The sequence below is a fragment of the Cobetia sp. MC34 genome, assembly GCF_018340035.1.
GTDB lineage: Bacteria > Pseudomonadota > Gammaproteobacteria > Pseudomonadales > Halomonadaceae > Cobetia > Cobetia amphilecti.
Genome location: NZ_JADPPY010000003.1, coordinates 72,090 through 97,104, shown reverse-complemented (window position 1 = coordinate 97,104; position 25,015 = coordinate 72,090). Strand labels below are relative to the sequence as shown.

The following is a 25,015-nucleotide window of genomic DNA, read 5'->3' as shown; positions in this document are numbered from 1 at the left end:
TCGTTGGCCCTCCCCACCCGCTTGATCGACCAAGCACCCTCAAGCGAAGCGGGGCCAGGTTCAGGCGCATGAAAAAGCCCCCGTATCATCGATACGGGGGCTTCGCGTTCACACCTGACGCGCGGCGGCTTACATCAGACGCCGATCTGGCCGCCATCTTCGCGCTGGATGACCACGGTCGCGGCGCGGGCACGCACGCTGCCGTCGGTCTCGGCGGTGGCATCATCGCTCTGCGGCCAGTTGGCCGGATGCTGGATGTTGATGAACATCGCGGTCTTGTCCGGGGTGGTGAAGATCCCGGTGACTTCACAACCATTCGGACCCACCGCAAAGCGCTTGAGCTGCGCCTGGTTGTCGGCACCGATCACGGCCGCGTCTCCCTCGGCCTGCTCGAGACCTGCCGGCACGACCGCCAGCAGCTGGTCATTGGTGACCTCGGTGATGCCTTCGTAGCCGTTGTCCGTCTGGATCCACAGGATGCTGTCCTGTCCTTCGCGGCCGTCGAAGTAGAGGCCATCGGGGCTGGCGAACTCGTTCATCTCGGTCAGGCCGGACAGGTTGTCGGCATCGCTGGCCGCTGCGCCGAACACGAAGATCTCCCAATCGAAGGCCTTGTGATCGCCCGCTTCACGCCAGCGGATGATCTGACCCGCCTCGTTGTTGCCACGCGGATTGGCCGCGTTGGTCGGCGCCGTCTTGTAACCGACACCCGGCTCCTCGATGGCGGTGCCATCGTTGGTGAAGGCGGCGTCAGTGCCTTCCTCGGTGCGCTTGGAGTTGTTGGTCAGCGTCATGTAGACCTCACCGGACACCGGGTCCACCGCGCCCCACTCCGGACGGTCCATCGGGGTCGCGCCCATCAGGTCAGCCGCATCGGTGGTGTGGATGATGATGCCAGCCAGGTCATCGGCCGCCAGCCCCAGTGCCTCGGCCAGGGTGCGGCCATCCTTGGTCACGGCGTCCGGGGTCAGCTTGAGCCACGTGCCGGTGCCATCGGCGGAGAACTGGGCGACATACAGCGTGCCCTTGTCCAGGTACTTGTCGCCGATCGCCAGGCGGTCCTTGAAGTCACCGGCGCCACGGGCATCAGCGGCGTCCCACTTGGCGTCTGACACGAACTTGTAGATGTACTCGTTGCGCGAATCGTGACCGGAGTAGAAGACCACCGGCTCACCCTCGACCAGCTTGCCCGGCCAGCAACCTTCGTGACGGAAGCGGCCCAGCGCGGTGCGCTTGATGGCCTGCTCGCCGGTGTAGGGGTCGATCTCGACGATATAGCCGAAGGTCCGCGGTTCGTTGCGATAATCCTTGTCGGCGCTGTCTGCCGTCGGCGTGTTGTCGAAACGCGCGAACTCGCCATCGACTTCACTGGCATCCCCGGCGGCGGTTTCCCAGCCATAGCGGCCACGCTCGGTCTCGATGCCGATGCGGTTGTCATCGAGCTGACGATCGCTGCGCTTGACGAAGTAACCCGGCCAGTTCTCTTCGCAGGTCAGGTAGGTGCCCCACGGGGTGTAGCCGTTGGCGCAGTTGTTGTTGGTACCACGGGTGCGCATGCCATCCGGCGAGAAGGCCGTCTTGACGTAATCGCTGCCCGCCACCGGGCCGCTCAGCTTCATTTCGCTGGCGCTGGTGTAGCGGCGGTTGTAGCGCGAATCGCCCACCACTTCCCACTTGCCGTTGCTGGCCTTCTTGACCTCGACGATGGTCACGCCATGGGCATTGATCTCGGTGCGCACTTCATCGGCCGGACGCTTGCCGGAATCCGCATTGGTCGCGCCGCCCTTGGGTGCCCACAGCGCATCCTGATCGATGTATTCGTTGTTCATGACCAGCAGGAAGTTGCTGGAGGCCGTGTCGTCACTCAAGGCGAAGTTGTGCATGCCATCGTGATGCATGCCGACGGTGTTGAGCTGGATCTCCGGCGTCATCGCCAGGTCCTTGCTCCACTTGGGTGCCTTGGCATTGAGCGGCGTGCCCCACGGCGCCAGCACCTGTGCGGTATACCCCTTGGGAACCACGACTGCATCCGTGCGTGAACCCTTGATCGATTCGAAGGCCAGTGCCAGAGCCGTCTTCTCGCCCGCAGCGTTGCTGGCGGCGTTGGCCGTGGTGCTCAGCCCCGCAAGACCGAAACCACCCAGCATGCTGGCAGCCGCCATGCCCAGGCCGCCCTGCAGGACACGACGACGCGAGATGTGTCGTTCGATGACGGATGAGAACGTCTCGTTGCTGCTGGGATTAAGCAGGCGATGGTCTTCGATTTCCTTGCTCATGTCGCTTCCCCGTAGTCAGGTTTCGGGTTGTTCTGTTCAGGCATGCCCCTTGAGGGCATGCCGAAGGCAACAAGAGTGATACGCGAGCCCGATGACAATTCCGTGACGAACGGGCAACAAGGACGAGAGACGACAGCGCCCAACGGCCTTTCGACCGTTGGGCGCTGGGGACTTCAGGACAAGCCGACAAATTCAGCAAACATCAGGCAAGCGCGACGTCATCCTCCCATCGAGGCGTGAGTCTGGCGCCTGATCTCAGGCCTCGCGCAGGCGCTCGGCGGCCAGGCTCAGCAGGTGCTCGGTGGTTTCCCAGCCAAGGCATGCATCGGTGACTGACACGCCATGACGCAGCTGGGAGAGCTTCTCCGCTGCCGGCAAGGCCTGCTTGCCTTCATTGAGGTGACTCTCGAGCATCACGCCGATCAAGGCATCATCCCCCGCCAGGCGCTGAGAGAGCACATCCAGCATCACTTCGCTCTGGCGGCGGTGGTCCTTGCGGGAATTCGCGTGGCTGCAATCGACCATCAGGCGCGGCGTCAGGCCAGCGCCTTCCAGCTCACGCCGGCAAGCGGCCACCGAGGCGGCGTCATGGTTGGGCTGGCCATGGCCGCCGCGCAGCACCACATGGGTATGCGGGTTGCCCGCGGTCTCGATCAGCGCCGGACGCCCGCTGTCATCCATGCCGAAGTGGCGATGCCCATGCGCCGCCGCCCCGATGGCCTGCACGGCGACCTCGACGCCTCCATCAGTGCCGTTCTTGAAGCCCACTGCACAGCCGAGGCCGGAGGCCATCTCGCGATGGATCTGCGACTCGGTGGTGCGGGCGCCGATGGCCGCCCAGCCGAGCAGGTCTTCCAGGTAGGCGGCGGTCAGCGGCTGCAGCAGCTCCGTCGCCACCGGCAGGCCCAGCTGGTTGATCTCGCGCATCAGCTCGCGTGCCTGACGCAGGCCGGTAGCCATGTCATCGCTGCCATCCAGATGCGGATCATAGGCCAGCCCCTTCCAGCCCACCGTGGTGCGCGGCTTCTCGACATAGACACGCATCACCAGCTTGAGACGATCACGCACCTGCGGCTCGATCACCGCCAGGCGCTGGGCGTACTCGCGCGCGGCCTTGAGATCATGGATGGAGCACGGCCCGACCACCACCAGCAGACGATCATCGTCGCCGGCGAGAATGGCGTTGATCTCATCGCGATGCTGGCGAATCTGGCCGGCCAGGTCGGCGTCCACCAGCAGCTGCTCGCGCAATTCGCTGGCGCTGGGCAGGGCTTCACGACTGATGCGTCCGGGTGTGGTCGGTGTCTGGGCGGCATCAGAGCGGGTCACGGTGGCGTTCTCGGCAGTCAAGGGATCAACAGTGGCGTCGGCAGTGTGCGGGTTTGCGGTCAACACGCGTTCAAGGCTGGCGTTCATGGTCTTCTCTCCTGTGATGAAGCCTCGGCTCCATCACGCAATATTCATTCTGACAGACAGGGACTTCGCGAATCGTCACCCCGGTGTTGCTCGCCCTGCCCCGCGGTGACAGCGGAAAGAGGCAGGACGCCGCTAAATCGCCAGCGCCAATAACCATGCACGACCCGAGCGGAGGCAAGAGAAAAGCGGGTAGTCAGGATAGTGGTGCGCATGGTCATTCCTCTCGTCATTCATGCTGCAATCATTGTCGGCACGTTAGGGTGACATGCCTCTCGTCATGGATTTCGCAAGGCCCGAAACGCAAGAACCCCCGGCCGTGGCTGCGACCGGGGGTTCTTCAAGGTGGTGGCAGCCCGTACGAGACAGGCGCGCCGTAACCTCAGGCGCGCCCCTGTGTAAACCAATACCAATAGCCGGCCGCACACGCCGCCGTCACGACCTGGCCCGAAGGGCAGGCAGCGACAGTGAACGGGCGGTGGCTGGTGGTCTGATTCATGGGTCGGGCCGATATCCAGTAGTGACGATGAAAAGGGTGATAGGCCTATCCTTGCACTCCAGATCGTCCTGCGCAAGCGTGAACCGGCAACAAACCGTTGCCCGCACGCATAAAGAAGGGCTATCAGCCTGAAGTGGCATCAGTATAATCTTTGGTTGTCGAGCAACATGATCGGCAACACGCATTCGTCCAGCGGTGCCTGACACCGCGCCCACAGCTTGGAATGCATGCATGCAGGATTCCCGAAATGATGCACTGATTGAGTATCTGTCGGGATGCGCCCGACAGGATGCCAAGGCACTGGATCAGCTCTATCGAGCGACCAGTGCGCATCTATACGCTCAGTTGCTGCGTATCTTGAGACATGAGGCATCCGCGCAGGATTGTCTTCAGCAGGTCTACATCCGGGTATGGGCCGCCGCCGCCCAGTATGACGCCGGCCGCGCCCGCCCGATGACCTGGCTCGGCACCATGACCCGCAACATCGCCATCGACTGGATACGTCGACAGCGACCCAGCGAGCATGACAGCGATGAATTGATCGCCGCCATGCCGGGGCGGAGTGATATCGAGGCAGATGTCGACCTGGCCCAGCACAGTGGTGAACTCCACCAGTGCCTGGCCGAGCTGAATGACGATCAACGCCGCGCCCTGGAACTGGCCTACTTCGAAGGCCTCACCCACCAGGATCTGGCCAATCAACTGGACCAGCCCTTGGGCACCGTCAAGAGCTGGGTCCGTCGTGGACTCGAGAGGTTGAAGACATGCATGAGTCATTTGATCTGAGCGACCCGGAACTGCGCGAAGCCGCAGCGGGCGAATATGCGCTCGGCACATTGACACGCGACGAGCGCGCGGCATTCGAGTCACTGCTGGCCGTCAGCCACGACCTGCAACGTGATGTGGAGCGCTGGCGCGAGCATCTCAACGTGTTCAATGAACAGCTTCCCCCCGTCACGCCACCGGCCCATGTCTGGCAAGGCATCGCCGAGGCGACGGGCACCTCCCGTCAGCCCTGGTGGCGTCGCCTGGGCCTGTGGCAGGGCATGACCGCCACGGCGTTCAGCCTGGCGCTGGCAGTCACCCTGACCTTCAGCCTGGGGCACAACGCGGGCATGGAGAGCGACTACGTGTTCGTGGTCAACAACTCTGACAGCAGCCCCGGCTGGATCGTCAACGCCTCCCATTCGGGCGAGATGATGGTGCAGGCCGTCAGGCCCGAAGCGCCGGCCCCCGGCAAGGTCTGCGAGCTGTGGCTGATGGCCAAGGATGGCAAGGAGCCGATGTCACTGGGCATCCTGCCGCACTCCGGCACCATGAAGGTCGAGGTGCCCAAGGAGTATCTGGCCGCCTTCCCCGACAGCGATCTGGTGATCACGCTGGAAAGCCCGCAGGGCGCTCCCTCCGGCAACCAGATGGGCCCGACCCTCAAGAAGGGTCAGCTGACGCCGGTCGAAGGCCGCCATATCCTGTAAGCGCTTCGCTGGTGCAGGATGTTGCGTCAACGAAAAAAGCCCCAGCTGAGAAGCGGGGGCTTTTTAGTGCGGTGCTCATATGCCCAATGTCGTGTCGCGAGCGTCAGGTCTTGGATACCAGAAGCGATGGCCTAAAGACCACTGAGGCAAGCTATCAGCGCAGGTGGCGGCCACCATCCACCGGCAGGGTCGTGCCCGTGACATAGGGACTGTCCAGCAGATAGCGCAGTGCCTGCCAGATGACGCCGGGCCCGGGCACCTGCTGCATCAACGACTTGGCACGCGCACGCTCGGCATAGTCATCATCATCGTCCGGGCGCAGCATGATCAGCGCCGGCGCGATGGTGTTGACCTGGATGCGTGGCGCGAACATCGACGCGAACGACAAGGTCAGGTTCTCGAGTCCCGCCTTGCTGGCCGCGTAGGCCGCATGCTTGCGCGAACCCTTCTGGACCACGAAGTCACTCATGTGGACGATGTCCGCCTGCGTCTCGACTCCGGCTTCCAGCAGATCGCGCAGCGCCAGATTGATCAGGTACGGCGCCTGCATGTGGACACGGAACAGGTGCTCGAACAGCTCGCCCTGCCCCTCGCCGTCGCCATCCGGCGCCCAGTCGCCGGCATTGTGCACGATGGCCCGCAATGTCGGAGTCAGCTCACGAATCGCCGCGATGAAGGCCTGGATACCTGCCTCGCTGGAGAAATCCGCCTGCACGGTGCGAATGCCCAGCGCGCGCAGGGCATCGAGCTCTTCCCGCTCGCGTCGATAACTGATGATGACCGGATGACCATCATCGATCAGTCGCTCGGCACAATAGCGCCCCAGACGCTGGGCGCCGCCCGTGATCAGTATCGGGGACTGACTCATTCACTCGACTCCTTCAGGCAATGTCAGGCAGCTTCAAGCAATGTCAGGCTGCTTCAGGCGGAGACCAGCGCCGGGTCCAGCAGCGGCTCGCGTGGCGCATAGCTGAACACATCGGAGCTCAGCGCGCTGGCCTCGACACCCAATGGCGTCAGCGCATCGACACAGGCATAGACCATGCCCGGCGAGCCGGACAGATAGACGCGCTTGCCCGCCATGCTGCCCGCGTGCTTGCGCAGTGCCTCGTCGATACGCCCCAGATGGCCATTGAAAGCGGCCTCGACACCGGCCGCTTCCAGCGCGCGATGGTGGGCATCACCGACTTCCGGCGCTTCTTCCAGCACCGGGAAATAACGGAAGTTGGGCTGACTGGCGGCCCAGTTGAGCGCCGCGCTCTCCAGATACAGATCACGCCGCTCGCGCGCCGCCCACCACAGCTCGATGGGCTGGGTCAGGCCACGCGCGAAGGCGGCCTGCAGCATGGCGTGCATCTGCGAGAACCCGGTGCCGGCACAGATCAGCACGATGGGGCTGGGGTCGTCGAGGTCCAGTACGCACTCGCCACTGGGCAGACGCAGCTCAAGTTGATTGGCCGCGACCAGCAGGCTGCGCAGACGCGCGGAATTGCTGCGCTCCGGCCAATGCTGGATATGCAGCTCGAGCACGCCATCATCACTGGCGGCATTGGCGATGGAGAACGGTACCCAGGTGGTGTCATCGAGCTTCATCTCGAGATACTGGCCCGGCGCGTGCGCCAGGGCCTCGGGACGTGCGGCGAAGCGCACACGAAACACGTCCGGGGTCAGATCTTCCACACTCTCGACATGACAGGTCAGGGTCCGCGCCGTCATCGTATCCTCTTGTTATCTGATGCCTGCCGCCAGCGCGCCGCGCAACGACAGGGTAAATGCATGGGTGTTGATGGTCTGTCGCGGAATCAGTCCAGAATGCCCAGACTGTCCCAGCGTTCATCGACACGGGATGTGATCTCTTCGCTCATCACGATGGGCTCGCCCCACTCGCGGTCCGTCTCGCCGGACCACTTGTTGGTCGCGTCCATGCCCATCTTGGAGCCAAGACCCGCCGTTGGCGAGGCGAAGTCCAGATAATCGATCGGCGTATTGTCGACCAGAACGGTATCACGGCTCGGGTCCATGCGCGTGGTGATGGCCCAGATGACATCTTCCCACTTGCGGGCATCGACATCATCATCCAGCACGATCACGAACTTGGTGTACATGAACTGACGCAGGAAGCTCCAGACCCCCATCATCACGCGCTTGGCGTGGCCGGGGTACTGCTTCTTCATCGTCACCACCGCCATGCGGTAGGAGCAGCCTTCCGGCGGCAGATAGAAGTCGACGATCTCCGGGAACTGCTTGCGCAGAATCGGCACGAAGACTTCATTGAGCGCCAGGCCGAGAATCGCCGGCTCATCCGGCGGACGCCCGGTATAGGTGGAGTGATAGATCGGGTCGCGCCGATGGGTGATGCGCTCGATGGTGAAGACGGGGAAGGTCTCCACCTCGTTGTAATAGCCGGTGTGATCGCCGTAGGGGCCTTCCGGTGCCACGTCATCCGGATACAGATAGCCTTCCAGGATGATCTCGGCGCTGGCCGGGACTTCGAGATCCGACAGACCGCATTTGACCAGCTCGGTGCGCGAGCCGCGCAGCAGGCCGGCAAAGGCATACTCGGAGAGTGAATCCGGCACCGGCGTGACAGCGCCGAGGATGGTGGCCGGATCGGCACCCAGTGCCACCGCGACCGGGAAGGGCTCGCCCGGATGGGCCTTCTGCCATTCACGGAAGTCCAGCGCGCCGCCACGGTGTGCCAGCCAGCGCATGATCAGGCGATTCTTGCCGAGTTTCTGCTGACGATAGATGCCGAGGTTCTGGCGCTCCTTGTGCGGACCACGGGTGATCACCAGCGGCCAGGTCACCAGCGGCGCGGCATCCCCGGGCCAGCAGTGCTGGATCGGAATCATGTCGAGATCGACATCATCCCCTTCCAGCACAATCTCCTGACAGGGCGCACGCTTGACCTTCTTCGGCCCCATGCTCATCACCTGCTTGAAGATCGGCAGCTTGTCCCAGGCGTCCCGGAAGCCCTTGGGCGGCTCAGGCTCCTTGAGGAAGGCCAGCAGCTCGCCGACTTCGCGCAGCGCCTCGACGGACTCCTGCCCCATGCCCAGCGCCACGCGCCGCGGCGTGCCGAACAGATTGCCCAGCACCGGCATGCTGTGGCCCTTGACGTTCTCGAACAGCAACGCCGGACCACCCGCCTTCAGGGTGCGATCGCAGATCTCGGTCATCTCCAGATAGGGGTCCACCTCGGCACGAATGCGCTTGAGTTCGCCCTTCTCTTCCAGCGCCGCGATGAAATCGCGTAAGTCTCGATACTGCATGGGAGTTTCCGCTCGGCTTGATCAAGTCCCGAGCATACCATTGCCAGCCGGCACTCGGCAGGTCAGCAACGCAAGACGCCCACTTCCCGAGCGGGAAGTGGGCGTCCTGGCAAGCACATGGCAAGCACCTGTCGAGAGCATGGCCAGCCAGCCGGCTGGGCCAGAGTCGATCAGCGGCGCTTCATGGCCTCGAAGAACTCGAGATTGGTCTTGGTATCTTTCAGGCGATCGATCAGGAACTCGGTGGCTGCCACATCTTCCATCGGGTTGAGCAGCTTGCGCAGGATCCACATGCGCTGCATTTCATCCTCGGACGCGATCAGGTCTTCACGACGCGTGCCGGAGCGACGGATGTTGAGAGCCGGGAAGACACGACGCTCGGCCAGCTTGCGGTCGAGGTGAGCTTCCATGTTACCGGTGCCCTTGAATTCCTCGAAGATGACTTCGTCCATCTTGGAACCGGTATCGACCAGCGCCGTGGCGAGGATGGTCAGGCTGCCGCCTTCTTCGATGTTACGCGCGGCACCGAAGAAGCGCTTCGGCTTCTCGAGTGCGTGAGCGTCGACACCACCGGTCAGCACCTTGCCGGAAGACGGCACCACGGTGTTGTAGGCACGCGCCAGACGGGTCACGGAATCGAGCAGGATGACGACATCCTTCTTGTGCTCGACCAGACGCTTGGCCTTCTCGATCACCATCTCGGCGACCTGGACGTGACGGGCCGGCGGCTCATCGAAGGTAGAGGCCACGACTTCGCCACGCACGGTGCGCGACATCTCGGTAACTTCCTCGGGACGCTCATCGATCAGCAGCACGATGAGGTGACATTCGGGGTTGTTGCGCGTGATGGAGGCGGCGATGTTCTGCAGCATCATCGTCTTGCCCGCCTTGGGCGGCGAGACGATCAGGCCACGCTGGCCCTTGCCGATCGGTGCGGTCAGATCAAGGATGCGCGAGGTGATGTCTTCGGTGGAACCATTGCCGATTTCCATCAGCAGGCGCGACTGCGGGAACAGCGGCGTCAGGTTCTCGAACAGGATCTTGTGCTTGGCATTCTCGGGGCGGTCAAAGTTGATCTGATTGACCTTGAGCAGCGCGAAGTAACGCTCCCCTTCCTTCGGCGGACGAATCTTGCCGGAGATGGTGTCGCCCTTGCGCAGATTGAAGCGACGGATCTGGGACGGTGAAACGTAGATGTCATCAGGGCCCGCGAGGTAGGAAGAGTCTGCACTGCGAAGGAAGCCGAAGCCGTCCTGCAGGATTTCCAGAACGCCGTCGCCGTAGATGTCCTCACCGCTTTTCGCGTGCTTCTTGAGGATGGCGAAGATGATGTCCTGCTTGCGCGAACGTGCCAGATTATCGATGCCCATCGTCTGGGCAAGTTCCAGCAGTTCGGGGACAGTATTTTGCTTGAGTTGGGTAAGATTCATCGGCTTTGTTTGAACGTGGCTCAGGTCAGCAGGGCTGATAGATAAGAAGGGAATCGAGAAGACGGGCAGAAGGCAAGGACCGGCACTGCAAAGGTGCAGACAGAACTCGACAGCATTCCCGGAGGCAAGCGCCTGAGCTGGATGAAGACAGGTGCCAAAAGTTCAGGAAAGATCACTCACCACGGCCGAACAACGAATTCAGCAACGGAGTGTCGAGCTACGGATGTCCAGCGACGACGGACCGGTCGAAGGGACACGGAGCGTCATGCTTCCTGACAGAAAAGTCTTCTCGATATGGAATCTAGCGGTATGAATCGCCTGGTGGCTGGCCGGCGTGTCGCGGGCAGCATTACCAGAGGGCTGGCTGACAACTGGGGGACCGTGGGACGGTCGACATGACGCAATCAGAGAGCGTGTAATCAGGCGAACGCCTCGATGGTAGTCAAGCCGGCCCCTGAACGCAAGCCCCGGCGGCCTGGTGGCGCACCCGGCGCTGCCTGAAGCGCTCACCACCGGCCAGCCAGTGCTGCGAGAGCCGCCGCTGACGTGGCGCTTTCACTGACGTCTCAAGGCACCCGACGGCGGCAAGGCCCGATTCACAGATTGGCATCCAGAAAGGCTGCCAGCTGCGCGCGCGGCATGGCGCCCACCTTGCTGGCTTCGACATTGCCGCCCACAAACAGCATCAATGTCGGCACACCGCGCACGCCGAAGCGGGCGGCGAGTTCAGGGGCTTCATCGACATCGACCTTGACGATCTTGAGCTGCCCTTCGTATTCCTCGGCCAGGGATTCCAGTGTCGGTGCCACGCTCTTGCACGGCCCGCACCAGGAAGCCCAGAAATCCACCAGCACCGGATGCTCGCTTTCCAGCACCACGGATTCGAAGTCCCTTTCTGCAATCGGTACCACACGTTCGCTCATCGCGACGTTATCTCCCAGACCCGTTTGGTCTTGCTGATTGTGCTGCGTGATGGCTTGCGACTCATTGAGCGTGATGATGACCCGCGACTTCGTCGTTCTGTCATATCACGCCGCTAGAATAGCATGCCCCATGCGCTGAATGTGCCGCCAGCCCCTCGTGGTGATGGCGCCGTGTGTGCCACCGGTTTGACACCTCTGGCCAGTCGCCGCAATCTTGCGAGAGTCGCCGCCGCGACCTGCTGCCAGCGTCATCTTCCCGCAGCAGGCTCGCGTCCGGTGGCCGCCCACGCTCACGACAACTTCATTGCGCCATGGTCGCTACGCAAGGAAGCCGTCGCAGGAGTTGGCGTGAAGGAGGCAGTGCATGATGCCTGCCATGAATGACCCGCCGTAAAGGACTCCGCCCTTGAGTGAATCAGCACCCTCCCAGCACCCGCAACCCGCCGCCTCTGATGAAGGCAGCGCCGGCAACGAGGCCCCGCTGCTGAAGCTGGCTGCCATCGATCTGGGTTCCAACAGCTTCCACCTGTTGCTGGCCAACCATCAGGCGGGGCAATTGCAGGTCGTGGCCAAGCAGGGTGAGAAGGTCCAGCTGGCGGCAGGGCTGGACGAAGACGGCATGCTCAGCGAGGAAGCCATGGAGCGCGCCCTCAACTGCCTCGCCCAGTTCGCGCCCTTCATCGATGGCATCGAGGCCGACCATCTGCGGGTCGTGGGCACCAACGCCCTGCGCGCCGCGCATAACAGTGAAGAACTGATCGAGCGTGCCGAGGCCCTGCTGGGGCATCCCATCGAGATCATCGCCGGGCGCGAAGAAGCCCGCCTGATCTATCTGGGCGCGGCGCATGCACTGGCCGATGTGCACGGCAAGCGCCTGATCGTCGATATCGGCGGCGGTTCCACCGAGTTCATCATCGGTGAGCAGTTCGAGCCCCAGCTGCTGGAAAGCCTGCACATGGGCTGCGTCGCCTATACCAAGGCCTTCTTCCAGGACGGCGAGATCAGCGAGAAACGCATGCGCCGCGCCGAGCTGGCCGCACGCTCGGAACTGGCCAGCATCCAGCGCACCTATCGCGAGATGGGCTGGGATGACCCGGTCGGCTCCTCCGGCACCATCAAGGCCGCGGCCAACGTGCTGGAAGCGCACGGCTGGGCCCCGCATGGCGTGGTCACACGTGAGGGGCTGCACAAGCTGCGTGCGGCGCTATTGGAGTTCAAGCGCCTCGACAAGGTCAGCCTGCCGGGCCTGAAGAGCGATCGCGCCACTGTCTTCCCGGCGGGCATCGCCATCCTGTGCGGCGTCTTCGAGGCACTGGGACTGGAGCAGATGCGCTACTCCGACGGCGCGCTGCGTGAAGGCGTGCTGTTCGATCTGATCGGGCGCAACACGCCGGAGGATTCGCGTCTGTCGGCCATCGAGTCGCTGCAGCGCCGTTACGGCATCGATACCCGCCACGCCAGCAATGTGCGCGACACCGCCCTGCAGCTGTTCGATCAGGTCGCCGGCGACTGGGCACTGGGGGCGACGTCACGTCAGCTGCTGAGCTGGGCCGCTGACCTCCACGAAGTCGGCCAGGCGATTTCCCACAGCCAGTTCCATCGCCATGGCGCCTACCTGCTCGAGCATTCCGACCTGCTCGGCTTCTCGCGTCCGGAACAGCGCGCGCTGGCCTTCCTGGTCCGCGCCCACCGTCGCAAGTTCCCCAAGAACGAACTGGCGGCGCTGCCGGAGCCGCAGCAACCGCGTCTGGCGCGTCTGTCACGCCTGCTGCGCATGGCGGTGATGCTCAACCATTCACGCTCGGAAGCGCCGGTGCTCGGCATGCATCTCAGCGCCGAAGGCGACGACCTGACGCTCAACCTGACCGAGGAATATCGCGATCACAGCCTGATCAACGATGACCTCAGTCAGGAAAGCGAGCTGCAGAAAGCCGCCGGCATGACGCTGACACTGGCCGATGCCTGAGCGAGCAGTGCGCAAGACATCGGCGAGACCGCCCGCTGGCCTCACTGCTGTGTGAGTACGGCCAGTAGCCACCAGCCCCGCGAGGGGTGCCACAGCCCCGCGACTGTCCCGTCGTGCATGCGTGCCACACGCAACTGGTCACGCTGCCACGGCGGGATTTCGGCTTCCTGCAGCAAACGCTTGAGATCGCGCCGCCCCCGCCCTGCCACTCGCAGTACATCTCCCGGCTGACGCGAGGTGAAGGCAACATGCTGCTCATCCCTTCCCAGCGCCCGCCATGCCTTGCGCGCCTCAGCATCCCACTCACAGGAAGGTATCTCGCCAGGTTGGCGACCACTTCCCGCACAGCCGGTATCGCCTTGTCGATGACGCACACCCTGCTCAATAACGGTATCTGACACCTGCCACCACAGCTGGCCGCGCCACGCGCGCACGCTGACGGTGCATTCGGCGTTGGCCCAGCACACCTCGGCCACCGAGTCGGGCGGCGTGGCGATCAACTGCTGCAGGCTCATCAAGCGACCCCGCGGCGGCACCGGCCAGCCACGCGACTGGCATAGATGGCGCAGGACCAACCGCTGACGTGACTCACTCAAGCCTGCCAGCTCCGCCAGTGACAACTGCGTCTCGTGCGCCCGTCCCTGATCCAGGCCCTGATCAAGTCCCTGCCCCTGCTCCTGTCCTTGTCTCTGAGCCAGGCGCTTTGCGCCTGACACCTGAACCTTCGCCAGCAGCTCGGCCGCCAGCTCATCAAGCAGTGACTGCTCTTCCTGCAACTGCTGCGCCGAACGCGCCAGGCTGGCCACGGCCTGCGGCCAGCGCGCCTGCAGCAGCGGCACGACACTGTGGCGCAGGTAGTTGCGATCAAACTGCTGATCGACATTGCTGGGGTCTTCGCACCAGTCGTGCCCCGCCTGCAAACCCTGCTGGCTCGCCAATGTCTGGATTTCATGGCGCGGGATGCCCAACAGCGGCCGGAGTAGTCGTGCTCGCCCATGGGCGGGCTGGCCTCGCCCGGGAGACGCTTCGCCCACGGTCAGCGCCCGCTCAGGCGGCATGGCCGCCAGCCCGCGCCCGCCGCTGCCACGCAATGCGTTGAGCAACAGCGTCTCGGCCTGATCATCCTGATGCTGCGCCAGCCACAGGCTATCCCCCGCCACCAGACAGGTGCTCAGTGCCGCCAGCCGCCCTTCGCGCGCTGCCGCCTCCAGTCCTCGCGACTTGAGTGCTGTCTCCGCCAGCGCCAGATGACGCACGCTCAGCGGCAGCCCGAGACGCGAGGCCAGCCTGCGCGCCAGCTGCTCGAAATCATCGTTGGCCGCCTGCAGGCCGTGATGCACATGCACCAGCCGCAGTCGACGCGGGCAGTCCTTGACCGCGCGAGCCGCCAGCCGCGCCAGCATCACCGAATCCAGCCCGCCCGAGAGCGCGATCCACACCGTGCGCCTGGCATCGCTGGCCTCGAGCGCCTCGCGCACAGCAACGAGTGCGCGCGACTCCGCCATCTCGCTCAGCGGTTGAGCACGCAGGCACAGCGAATCCAGTGAGGGGGACAGAGACATGTCGGGCTCCTGTCGCGAAGCGGATGAAGGAAGTGGAGGAGAAAACGCCGACCCTGAACGCAAGAACGCCCCCGGAAGAATCCGGAGGCGTCCTGGTCACGCGGGCATGAGCCGATCGCGCATCACGCGAGAGGCACCGGGATCATGCCGGGGCGCCGTAGCTCATCAGGCGCTGGTAACGACGCTCCAGCAGGGCATCGGTATCCAGGGCGCCAAGACGCTCCAGACCTTCGCCCAGCGCAGCCTTGATGCTGTCGGCAGCGGACTGCGGGTTGCGGTGCGCGCCACCCAGCGGCTCCTTGATCAGGTTGTCGACGAAGCCCAGCTCCTTGAGGCGCGAGGCAGTGATGCCCATCGCATCAGCGGCATCGGCGGCACGCTCGGCGCTCTTCCACAGGATGGAAGCGCAACCTTCCGGCGAGATCACCGAGTAGGTGGAGTACTGCAGCATGTTCAGCTCGTCACACACGCCGATGGCCAGTGCGCCGCCGGAACCACCCTCACCGATGACGGTGGAGATGATCGGCGTCTTGAGACGAGACATCACCGCGAGGTTGTAGGCGATGGCCTCGGACTGACCGCGCTCCTCGGCACCGATACCCGGATAGGCACCCGGGGTGTCGATGAAGGTCAGGATCGGCATCTTGAAACGCTCGGCCATTTCCATCAGACGGCAGGCCTTGCGGTAGCCTTCCGGACGCGGCATGCCGAAGTTGCGACGCACCTTTTCCTTCACGTCGCGGCCTTTCTGGTGACCGATCACCATCACCGGCTTGTCGTCGAGACGCGCGATACCGCCGACCAGCGCTTCGTCGTCCGCGTAGTGACGGTCGCCGTGCAGCTCATCGAAATCCGTGAACAGATTCTCGAGGTAGTCGAGGGTATACGGGCGCTGCGGGTGACGTGCCAGCTGAGATACCTGCCAGGCGCCGAGGTCCTTGAAGATGGACTCGGTGAGCTTGGTGCTCTTGTCCTGCAGACGGGCGATCTCGTCAGACAGGTTGACCTGGGAGTCGTTACCGACCAGACGGAGTTCCTCGATCTTGGCCTGCAGCTCGGCGATCGGCTGTTCAAAGTCCAGATAATTGGGATTCATAAGGCGTTTCGTTCGTCGTCTCGGGCAGCCAGGAAAGCGAGTCGGCCGGGTCACTCCCCCTGAGCACACGCTCAGGCGATCTGTGGCTCGCGGCGGTCACAGTCGGCATGGAATTGGGTACGGAAAAGATGGACAGGCATTATCGCACCCTGTTCGACAGGTGCAAACCTTGCCCGCCTGTTAGGCGTGGATTAACTCTGCGCCCACGCCACTCATCTCGGTGCTGCGCCTGCCCCGCCGCTTGGCGAGGCAGGCACCATCCTGCGGGCCAGCACCTCAGTCACGGTACTTGAGGCGCACACCGCGCTGGCCTTCCACCTCACCCAGCTGGATCAACAACTCATCACTGGGCGCAACGCGCCATTGCTCGCCCAGCTCCAGCCAGGCCTCCGCCGCGGCGTTGCGATAACGCAGGCGCATCGGCAGGCCTTCGCTGGCCAGATGCGGCGTCAGCAAGGTGGTCAGCTGCTGGGTGAAACGACCGCCGATGTCCTCGGCGGCGATGCTCATCTCGACCGCCTCACCGAAGCGCGCCCGCGCGTCGATGATCGGCGTGACATCCTTGCCGCGCAGACGCAGACCACCGGAATAGTCATCCTGGCTGACCTCGCCCTCGACGATCACCACGCTGTCAGGCACCAGCTTGTTGCGCACCTGATCATAGAGCTCACCGAACATCGAGGCCTCGATGCGTCCGGTGCGGTCATCCAGGGTCACGAAGGCCATGGTATCGCCCCGCTTGGACTTCATGGTGCGCATGGCGATCACCAGCCCGGCGATGCGCTGCGGCTCACGCGAAGGCTTGAGGTCACTGATTCGTGCATTGATGAAGCGCTTGAGCTCACCCTCGTATTCATCGATGGGGTGGCCGGTCAGATAGAGCCCCAGCGTGTCCTTCTCGCCGGTGAGGCGCTCCTTGTCGGTCCACTCGCGCGCCTTGCGATAGCCGGCGTAGACATCGGTTTCCGGCTCGCTGAAGGCATCGCCGAACATGTCGGTGATGCCGACATCGTTGTTGGCGTGATTCTGGGAGGCGGCCTTGAGCGCATCCTCCACCGCCAGCATCAGCACCGCACGCGACGGGCCGATGTTGTCCAGCGCGCCGGAGCGGATCAGCGCTTCCAGGGTGCGCTTGTTGATCTTCTTGGCGTCGATGCGCTTGCAGAAATCGAAGATGTCGCTGAACGGGCCACCCTCGGCGCGCGCGCTGACGATCGCATCGATCGGGCCCTCGCCGACGCCACGGATGGCGCCCAGGCCGTAGACGACGCGCCCTTCCAGGTCGACGGTGAACTTGTAGCCGCCGATGTTCACATCCGGCGGCGTGACCGTGAGGCCGATATGGCGGCACTCCTCGATCAGCGGCACTACCTTCTCGATGGTCTGCATCTCGGTCGAGATCACCGCGGCCATGAACGGCCCCGGGTAGTGCGCCTTCAGCCAGCCTGTCTGATAGGAGACGAGGCCATAGGCCGCCGAGTGCGACTTGTTGAAGCCGTAACCGGCGAATTTCTCCACCAGGTCGAAGATGTTGCCGGCCAGGTCCTTGTCGATGCCCTTGCCCGCACACCCTTCCATGAAGCCGGCGCGCTGCTTGGCCATCTCTTCCGGCTTCTTCTTGCCCATCGCGCGGCGCAGCATGTCGGCCTGACCCAGCGTATAGCCGGCCAGCACCTGCGCGATCTGCATGACCTGCTCCTGGTACAGGATGATGCCGTAGGTCGGCTCCAGTACCGGCTTGAGCAGCTCATGCTGGTAATCCGGGTGTGGATAAGACACTTCGGAACGGCCGTGCTTGCGGTTGATGAAGTCATCCACCATGCCGGACTGCAGCGGGCCGGGGCGGAACAGGGCCACCAGGGCGATCATGTCTTCCAGGCAGTCGGGCTTGAGCTTCTTGATCAGCTCCTTCATGCCGCGGGATTCCAGCTGGAAGACGGCCGTCGTCTCCGCCTTCTGCAGCATGTCGAAGGTCTTGGCGTCATCCAGCGGGATATCATCGATATCCAGCGGTGCCAGCCCTTCCCGCTCACGGATCTTGTCGACCATCTCGGTCGCCCAGTCGATGATGGTCAGGGTGCGCAGACCCAGGAAGTCGAACTTGACCAGCCCGGCCTCCTCGACGTCGTTCTTGTCGAACTGGACCACCAGACCGCTGCCGTCCTCATCACACAGCAGCGGCGCGAAGTCGGTCAGCTTGGTCGGCGCGATCACGACGCCGCCGGCGTGCTTGCCGGTGCCGCGCGTGGTGCCCTCGAGCTTGAGCGCCATCTCCCAGATTTCCTGGGCTTCCTCGTCGTTGTCGATGAATTCCTTGAGCTGCGGCTCCTGCTCGATGGCCTTCTCGAGCGTGATGCCGACCTCGAAGGGAATCAGCTTGGAGAGCTTGTCACCCAGCGAATAGGGCTTGCCCTGGGCACGCGCAACGTCACGCACCACGGCCTTGGCGGCCATGGTGCCGAAGGTGACGATCTGCGAGACCGCGTTGCGCCCGTAGCGCTCGGCCACGTAATCGATCACGCGGTCACGCTTCTCCATGCAGAAATCGACGTCAAAGTCGGGCATGGAGACACGTTCCGGGTTCAAGAAGCGCTCGAACAGCAGATCATATTCCAGCGGGTCCAGATCGGTGATCTTCTGGGCGTAGGCCACCAGCGAGCCGGCACCGGAACCACGCCCCGGGCCGACCGGCACGCCGTTGTCCTTGCCCCACTGGATGAAGTCCATGACGATCAGGAAGTAACCGGGGAAGCCCATCTGCAGGATGATGTCGAGCTCGAAATCCAGCCGCGTGCGGTAGCGCTGCTCGATCTCGGCCCAGGCCTCGCTGTCGCGCGGATGCCTGGCGTGCGGATACAGCTTGTCGAGGCGCTCCGTCAGGCCATCATGCGAGACCTTGCGGAAGAACTGGTCCATCGTCATGCCTTCCGGCACCGGGAACTCGGGCAGGAAGTAGGTGCCCAGCTGCACGGTCACCGAGCAGCGCGCCGCGATCAGCACACTGTTCTCGAGCGCTTCGGGAATGTCGGAGAACAGCTCGCTCATCTCCTCGGCGCTCTTCAGGTACTGCTCATCGCTGTAGCGGGTCTCGCGCCGCGGGTCATCCAGCGCCTTGCCTTCGCCGATGGAGACGCGCGTCTCGTGGGCCCAGTAGTCCTCGCGCTTGAGGAAGCGCACATCATTGGTGGCGACCACCGGCGTATCGGTGGCCTCGGCCAGCGCTACCGACAGGTGCAAGCACTCTTCCTCGTACTGACGCTGAGTGCGGGTCAGCTCCAGATAGAAGCGATCCCCGAACACCGCCTTCCACTCACCGAGCAGTGCCCGGGCGCTGTCTTCGTGGTCCGACAGCAGATGACGGCCGATCTCGCCTTCACGGCCACCGGACAGCACGATCAGGCCCTCGGCCTGCTCGAAGATCCACTGTTTCTCGAGGTAGGCGCGGTCCTGCTTCTGGCCATCGGTCCAGCCGCGCGAGATCAGCTCGGTGAGGTTGCGATAGCCGGTGTCGTTCATCGCCAGCAGCGTGAGGCGATACGGGCGCGTGGCATCCTGGGGATTGATCAGCCACATGTCGGCACCGATGATCGGCTTGATGCCGGCAGCGCGCGCATTGGAGTAGAACTTGACCAGCCCGAACAGGTTGGCCTCGTCAGTCACCGCGACAGCCGGCTGGCCCGCCGCGGCGGTCGCCTTGATCAGCGGCTTGACGCCGGGCAGACCATCGACGAGGGAGAACTCGGTGTGAACGCGCAGGTGAACAAAGGGCGTGGTCATGGAATCGGCTCGTGAAGTCGGCGTGACGGTGAAGGATTCGGTTGCGGCGGGTGCTGTCGTCGCTGCGGGTGCCGGCGGCGGCTGCGAGGCTGAAGGCTCGGGCTTCAAGGATAGCCTGTCAGCGCCATCGTCTGAAGGCATAGCATCTGAAGGCGCAGCATCCGCCCGGGCAGGCTCGACTGACGGGGATGCCGTGGTCTCACTGGCATCAGTCAGACCACGGCTGGCGGCTTTTTTGCCGTGGGCTGCTGGCTCGGCTCGCTTGCCTCGCTCAACGTCACGCTCGGCTCTGGCGTCGCTGCCTGCGGGGCCGGAAGCGCAATCAGCGCGTCCGGCGGCACGGCCTGTGGCACGTGCCCCGACATGAACAGTCGCTTGACCGGCCCGAAGCTCTTGCGATGCAAGGTGAGGATGCCATGTTCCTCGATGGCGGCCTGATGCTCGCGGGTCGGGTAGCCCTTGTGACGCGCGAAGCCATAGGCGGGGAAGTGTGAATCCAGCGCCGCCATCTGGGCGTCGCGATGCACCTTGGCCAGAATCGAGGCCGCGCCGATGGCAGCGTGGCGCAGATCACCCTTCACCACCGCCATGCCGGGAATCTCGTGCCCCGGCAGGCGATTGCCATCCACCAGCAGGTATTCCGGGCGCACGCCCAGTGCATCGATGGCGCGCCGCATGGCCAGGTGCGTGGCCTGATAGATGTTCAGCTCATCGATCTCGTCACTGGTGGCCTCGGCGATCGCCCACGCCCAGGCACGGGCCCGAATCTGCTCGTAGAGGGCCAGACGCTTCTTCTCGCTGAGCTTCTTGGAGTCCGTGATGCCCTCGATGGGGTCATTCGGGTCCAGAATCACCGCTGCCGCCACCACCGGGCCGACCAGCGGCCCACGCCCGACCTCGTCGATACCGGCCAGCAACTGCCCCTGATAGGGAATCACCAGCGGCGGAAAATCATCGGCGGGTTTACGCTTGCGCGCAGAAGGCGTAGTGGCGTGGCTGTCGGCAGAGTCGGTCATGATATCTCGAGGCGTAAGACAACAGGCAGAGCGCCAATGCGATCTGCCTGTCGAGGTGATTCAATCAAGGGTAGCGCAATGTCTGGCGGCGACACGCGGGATCAGCGTCTGGCCAGTTCACCGATGGCGATGGCGGCCGCGGCGCTGGCATCACAGGTCAGTTCACGATGCATGGCGGTGAAACGCTCACGCAGTTCTCGTTGGCGGGCGACGTCACCGGCGGCACGCGACAGCAATGGCGCGAGGCTTTCCTCGATGGACTCCGGCGTGGCGGCGTCCTGGATCAGCTCCGGCACCAGCGTCTCGCGGGCGATCAGATTAGGCAGGGAAATCCACTCGGTCTTGACCATATGCCGCGCGATGCGATGTGTCATCGGCGCCATGCGATAGGCCACCACCATCGGGCGATGGCACAGCAGACACTCGAGCGCCGCCGTGCCGGAAGCCAGCAGTACGGCATCGGCGGCGGTCATCGCTTCACGCGATTGGCCATCCACCAGATGGATGCGACTGCGATCCAGCCCTTCGCGCTCCGCCATCAGGGACTCGAGCTCGGTGCGCCGCAGCGGCGTGGCCGCCGGGATCACCACCTCAAGGCCGGGGTAACGCTGACAGAGGCGCTCGATGGCGGCCAGGAAGGTCTCGCCGAGAAAGCGGATCTCGTTGGCGCGGGAGCCCGGCAATACCGCCAGCAGCTGCACTTCCGGGTCGATCCCCAATTGCCCACGGGCAGCAGCGCGATCATCCTCGAGCGGCAACTCATCGGCCAGCGGATGGCCGACGAAGGTCACCGGCACCTGATGCTCACGATAGAAGGCGGCCTCGAAGGGCAGGAAGGTCAGCATGCGATCGACGGCGCGGCGAATGGTCTTCACGCGCCCCTGACGCCAGGCCCACACGGAGGGGCTCACGTAGTGCGCGGTGGTGATGCCCTGCTTGCGCAGGCGCAGCTCGAGCCCCAGATTGAAGTCCGGGGCATCGATGCCGATCATCACGTCGGGTTGCCACTCAAGGGCGTCGCGCAACAGATGGCGACGCACCTTGATCAGCGCCGGCAGATGCTTGAGCACCTCGACCAGCCCCATCACCGACAGCGTTTCCAGCGGGTAGAGGCTGTCGAAGCCCTCGGCCTGCATGCGCGGGCCGCCGATGCCACGAAACTCGACATCGGGATAGCGCGCCTTGAGCGCGCGCATCAGGCTGGCACCGAGGATGTCACCGGAGAGTTCCCCGGCTACCAGGTAGATGCGCATGCTCAGCGAGTCAGGCCGCGAGTGGACGCCTTGAGCGAGGCGATGAAGACATCGCGCTCGGCCAGCGGCGGCTCGGCTTCCAGCTGCTCGAGGGCCTGGGCCAGCGTCAGGCCCTGACGGAAGACCGTCTTGTAGGCCGTGTTCAGCGCGGAGATGGTCTCGCGGCTGAAGCCACGACGCTTGAGGCCGACGCTGTTGAGGCCATGCGCTTCCGCCGGGTGGCCATTGACCATCACGAAGGCCGCGATGTCCTTGGTGATGATGGAGCCACCACCCGCCATGGCATGTTCACCGATATGGCAGAACTGATGCACCGCCGACAGGCCACCCAGAATGACGTGGTTGCCGAGATGGACATGGCCACCCAGCGTCGCCTGATTGGCCATGATGCAGTCGTCACCGATGATGCAGTCATGGCCGACATGCGAGTAGGCCATGAACAGGTTGCGACTGCCGATACGCGTGAGGCTGGCATCCTGGACGGTGCCGCGATGCAGGGTCACGCCCTCGCGGATGACGTTGTCATCCCCGATTTCCAGACGCGTCGGCTCACCGGCGTACTTCTTGTCCTGACAGTCCTCGCCCACTGACGCGAACTGGAAGATACGGTTGCGCTCACCGATGACGGTGGTGCCCTTGATGACGACATGCGGCCCCACCACCGTGCCAGCGCCGATCTCGACATCAGCCCCGATCACGCAGAACGGGCCGACCTCGACATCATCGGCCAGGCGGGCGCCGGGATCGACAATGGCAGTAGGATGTATCAAGCGACCTTCCTCTCGGCACAGATGATTTCGGCCTCGCAGACCAGATCGCCGTCGACCTTGGCCTGACAGGCGAATTTCCAGATACCACGCTTCTCGCGCAGCACGCGGGCGCTGATCTCGAGCTGGTCACCCGGCATCACCGGGCGCTTGAAGCGCACATTGTCGCTTCCGACGAGATAATAGATGTAGCCATCGGCGGGACGTTTGTCGACGGTCTTGAAGCCGAGAATACCCGCCGCCTGAGCCATGGCTTCCACGATCAGAACGCCCGGCATGATCGGGTGCTCCGGGAAGTGACCATTGAAGAACGGCTCATTGATGCTGACGTTCTTGCGCGCGACGATGAACTCGCCAAGGGTCAGGTCCATGACACGATCGATCAGCAGGAAAGGATAGCGGTGCGGGAGATACTCACGGATCTCGTTGACGTCCATAACCATTGGCTTGCAACCTCTGAAATAACGAAATGCCTGCCGCTCGCGGGCAGGCATGTAATGACGGTCCGGACCGCCGTTCGGGCAATGGCGCGCATTATAGCGTCCTTGCGCGTGGCTGGCAGCCGCTCATTGCCCGACAGTGCGCCAAGCAGGTGCGAGACTCTGCTCTGGACAGGTACTACCCGGGCTTGCAGTACTACTTGTCCTTCAAACTCTTCTCGACCTGATTCAAGCGTCGCGCCAACTGATCCAACTGCTTGAAACGTACGGCATTTCTGCGCCACAGGCCGTTGTCCATCGCGCCAGTGCCGGAGGAATAGACGCCCGGCTTGGTGATGGAGTTGGTCACCAGACTCATGCCGGTCACCTGCACGCCATCGGCGATCTCCAGGTGCCCCGCCAGACCCACGCCGCCGCCCATCAGACAGTAGCGACCGACCTTGGTGGAGCCGGCGATGCCGACACAGCCCGCCAGCGCCGAGTGGTCACCGATCTGCACGTTGTGCGCGATCTGGACCTGGGAGTCGATCTTGACGTCATTGCCGATGATGGTGTCGCCGAGCGCGCCACGATCGATGCTGGTGCAGCTGCCGACTTCGACATCATCGCCGATCAGCACGCCGCCGAGCTGGGCGATCTTGTGCCAGCCCTTGCCATCGTGGGCGAAGCCGAAGCCATCGGCGCCGATCACGCAGCTGCTGTGGAGTACCGCGCGCGCCCCGATCACCACGCCATGATAGAGCGTGACATTGGGGTGCAGCAGACAGCCCTCGCCCAACACGCTGTCAGCCCCGATCACGCAACCCGCGTGAATGCGCGTGTTGTCGCCGATGCTGACGCCCGGACCGATGACGACCTGCGGGCCGACCTCGACATTGGCCCCCAGGGTTGCGGTCTCGTCGATGACGGCACTGGCGTGCACGCTCGCCTGAGGCTCGACCGCCAGCGGATCGAACAGACGCGACAGCTCAGCGTAGGCCAGATACGGATTGTCCAGCACGAGGGCATTGCCCTTGCACTCTTCAAGATGGCTTTCATGCAGCAGCACGGCAGTCGCGGCGGTTTCCCCGAGATACTTGAGGTAGGCGCGATTGGCGAGGAAGGCGATATCGCCGGGCTCAGCATCGACCAGCGTCGACAGGCCGGTGACCCGGACAGTTGGGTCACCGACGAGACGAGCGCCCAGCCGCTGAGCCAGATCCTCGAGAGTGTAAGAGAATTGTCGCTTTTTCATTCTGTCTCTGGGCGCTGAGCGCCTCTGGCTCGCATTCGCGTTGGCATGCTCGGATGCAACACATCCCGCACGCTTGCGCGCGCGGGATGCACTCAGTTGAGCGAGTTGAACACCTGAGTCACTTCATTGGTCAGGTCCATACCGTCCTTGCTGTAGACCGTCGCATTGCGGTCGACCAGCAGCTCGATGCCATGCTTGTCGACGACCTGCTGGATGGCCTTGTCGAGCTTCGGCTTGGACTGCTTGAGGAAGGTCTGCTCCGCCTGCTGCTGCTGCTGCTGGACCTGGCCACGCAGCTGCTGGAACTGGCCGCCCTTCTGGCGCAGCTGCTGCTGCACGGACTGACGCTCGGAATCGGACATCACGGCGCCGTCCTTCTGCAGCTTGGCCTGCAGGGATTCCAGTTCCTTGGCGAGTGCCTTGGCCTGGTCCTGCTTGCCGGCCAGCTGATTCTTGAGCTGGTTCATGGAAATCTTGGCCGAGTCGGAACTCAACAGCGCCTGGCGCCAGTCGAGGACCGCGACTTCGGTGGCCTGTGCCAGCATCGGAGTCGCCATGGCGGCAAGGCCACCAGCCAGACACAGGGCGCGGGTCAATTTACGCATCACACAAACTC

The 25,015-nt window shown here is 63.8% G+C and carries 18 protein-coding genes and 1 pseudogene; 3 read left to right on the top strand and 16 right to left on the bottom strand.

Annotated elements, in window-relative coordinates:
• Positions 1-134 precede the first annotated feature (134 nt).
• Positions 135-2,276 (bottom strand): PhoX family protein, encoded by a 2,142-nt coding sequence (locus tag IZU87_RS02625; protein ID WP_213113590.1) that lies wholly within the window; start codon positions 2,274-2,276, stop codon positions 135-137.
• 255 nt (positions 2,277-2,531) lie between these two features.
• Complete coding sequence (locus IZU87_RS02620) at positions 2,532-3,692, bottom strand: 3-deoxy-7-phosphoheptulonate synthase (RefSeq protein ID WP_213113589.1); 1,161 nt, start codon at positions 3,690-3,692, stop codon at positions 2,532-2,534.
• A 727-nt stretch (positions 3,693-4,419) separates the two neighbouring features.
• On the opposite strand from IZU87_RS02620, the gene IZU87_RS02615 reads away from it, so the two are divergent.
• Both IZU87_RS02615 and IZU87_RS02610 read left to right on the top strand, forming a co-directional pair.
• A complete protein-coding gene (locus IZU87_RS02615; protein ID WP_043332989.1) occupies positions 4,420-4,974 on the top strand; it encodes a sigma-70 family RNA polymerase sigma factor in 555 nt (184 codons plus the stop codon).
• The gene (locus IZU87_RS02610) at positions 4,953-5,663 is read left to right on the top strand and encodes an anti-sigma factor (protein ID WP_213113588.1); all 711 of its coding nucleotides are present in this window, start codon (positions 4,953-4,955) and stop codon (positions 5,661-5,663) included. Before IZU87_RS02615 ends, IZU87_RS02610 begins: the two co-directional genes overlap by 22 nt.
• Positions 5,664-5,817: 154 nt before the next feature.
• Here the strand turns inward: IZU87_RS02610 and folM are convergent, their stop codons facing one another.
• The 5 genes from folM to trxA all read right to left on the bottom strand — a co-directional run bounded on the left by folM (position 5,818) and on the right by trxA (position 11,288).
• Entirely contained in the window at positions 5,818-6,531 is a 714-nt protein-coding gene (folM, locus tag IZU87_RS02605; RefSeq protein ID WP_043332992.1) for a dihydromonapterin reductase, read from the bottom strand.
• A gap of 53 nt (positions 6,532-6,584) precedes the next feature.
• Positions 6,585-7,379 (bottom strand): FAD-binding oxidoreductase, encoded by a 795-nt coding sequence (locus IZU87_RS02600; RefSeq protein ID WP_043332993.1) that lies wholly within the window; start codon positions 7,377-7,379, stop codon positions 6,585-6,587.
• 86 nt (positions 7,380-7,465) lie between these two features.
• Positions 7,466-8,935 (bottom strand): 4-hydroxy-3-polyprenylbenzoate decarboxylase, encoded by a 1,470-nt coding sequence (gene ubiD / locus IZU87_RS02595; RefSeq protein ID WP_213113587.1) that lies wholly within the window; start codon positions 8,933-8,935, stop codon positions 7,466-7,468.
• Between the two features lie 170 nt (positions 8,936-9,105).
• Positions 9,106-10,365 (bottom strand): transcription termination factor Rho, encoded by a 1,260-nt coding sequence (gene rho / locus IZU87_RS02590; RefSeq protein ID WP_043332997.1) that lies wholly within the window; start codon positions 10,363-10,365, stop codon positions 9,106-9,108.
• 596 nt (positions 10,366-10,961) lie between these two features.
• Entirely contained in the window at positions 10,962-11,288 is a 327-nt protein-coding gene (gene trxA, locus IZU87_RS02585) for a thioredoxin (protein WP_043332999.1), read from the bottom strand.
• Between the two features lie 406 nt (positions 11,289-11,694).
• On the opposite strand from trxA, the gene ppx reads away from it, so the two are divergent.
• Positions 11,695-13,254 carry an exopolyphosphatase gene (gene ppx / locus IZU87_RS02580; RefSeq protein WP_502711602.1) on the top strand — a complete coding sequence of 520 codons (1,560 nt, stop codon included), beginning with the start codon at positions 11,695-11,697 and terminating at the stop codon, positions 13,252-13,254.
• 41 nt (positions 13,255-13,295) lie between these two features.
• On the opposite strand, the gene tilS is transcribed toward ppx, so the two are convergent.
• The 9 genes and pseudogenes from tilS to IZU87_RS02535 form a co-directional block, all read right to left on the bottom strand.
• Positions 13,296-14,816, bottom strand: a complete 1,521-nt coding sequence (gene tilS / locus IZU87_RS02575; protein WP_213113586.1) for a tRNA lysidine(34) synthetase TilS — start codon at positions 14,814-14,816, stop codon at positions 13,296-13,298.
• A gap of 142 nt (positions 14,817-14,958) precedes the next feature.
• Positions 14,959-15,912 carry an acetyl-CoA carboxylase carboxyl transferase subunit alpha gene (gene accA / locus IZU87_RS02570; protein WP_213113585.1) on the bottom strand — a complete coding sequence of 318 codons (954 nt, stop codon included), beginning with the start codon at positions 15,910-15,912 and terminating at the stop codon, positions 14,959-14,961.
• A gap of 276 nt (positions 15,913-16,188) precedes the next feature.
• The gene (gene dnaE, locus IZU87_RS02565) at positions 16,189-19,689 is read right to left on the bottom strand and encodes a DNA polymerase III subunit alpha (protein WP_054556522.1); all 3,501 of its coding nucleotides are present in this window, start codon (positions 19,687-19,689) and stop codon (positions 16,189-16,191) included.
• A gap of 371 nt (positions 19,690-20,060) precedes the next feature.
• Positions 20,061-20,705: pseudogene (gene rnhB, locus IZU87_RS02560) on the bottom strand (ribonuclease HII); the annotation flags it as partial.
• Positions 20,706-20,806: 101 nt separating this feature from the next.
• Positions 20,807-21,958, bottom strand: coding sequence for a lipid-A-disaccharide synthase (gene lpxB / locus IZU87_RS02555; protein ID WP_213113583.1), 1,152 nt, complete (start codon positions 21,956-21,958; stop codon positions 20,807-20,809).
• A 2-nt stretch (positions 21,959-21,960) separates the two neighbouring features.
• Positions 21,961-22,728: an acyl-ACP--UDP-N-acetylglucosamine O-acyltransferase gene (lpxA, locus tag IZU87_RS02550; RefSeq protein ID WP_043333008.1), complete on the bottom strand. Its 768-nt coding sequence runs from the start codon at positions 22,726-22,728 to the stop codon at positions 21,961-21,963.
• Positions 22,725-23,168, bottom strand: a complete 444-nt coding sequence (gene fabZ, locus IZU87_RS02545) for a 3-hydroxyacyl-ACP dehydratase FabZ (protein WP_043333010.1) — start codon at positions 23,166-23,168, stop codon at positions 22,725-22,727. Before fabZ ends, lpxA begins: the two co-directional genes overlap by 4 nt.
• Positions 23,169-23,361: 193 nt before the next feature.
• Positions 23,362-24,399, bottom strand: coding sequence for a UDP-3-O-(3-hydroxymyristoyl)glucosamine N-acyltransferase (gene lpxD / locus IZU87_RS02540; protein WP_213113582.1), 1,038 nt, complete (start codon positions 24,397-24,399; stop codon positions 23,362-23,364).
• Positions 24,400-24,491: 92 nt separating this feature from the next.
• A complete protein-coding gene (locus IZU87_RS02535) occupies positions 24,492-25,004 on the bottom strand; it encodes an OmpH/Skp family outer membrane protein (protein ID WP_043333014.1) in 513 nt (170 codons plus the stop codon).
• Positions 25,005-25,015: the final 11 nt, after the last annotated feature.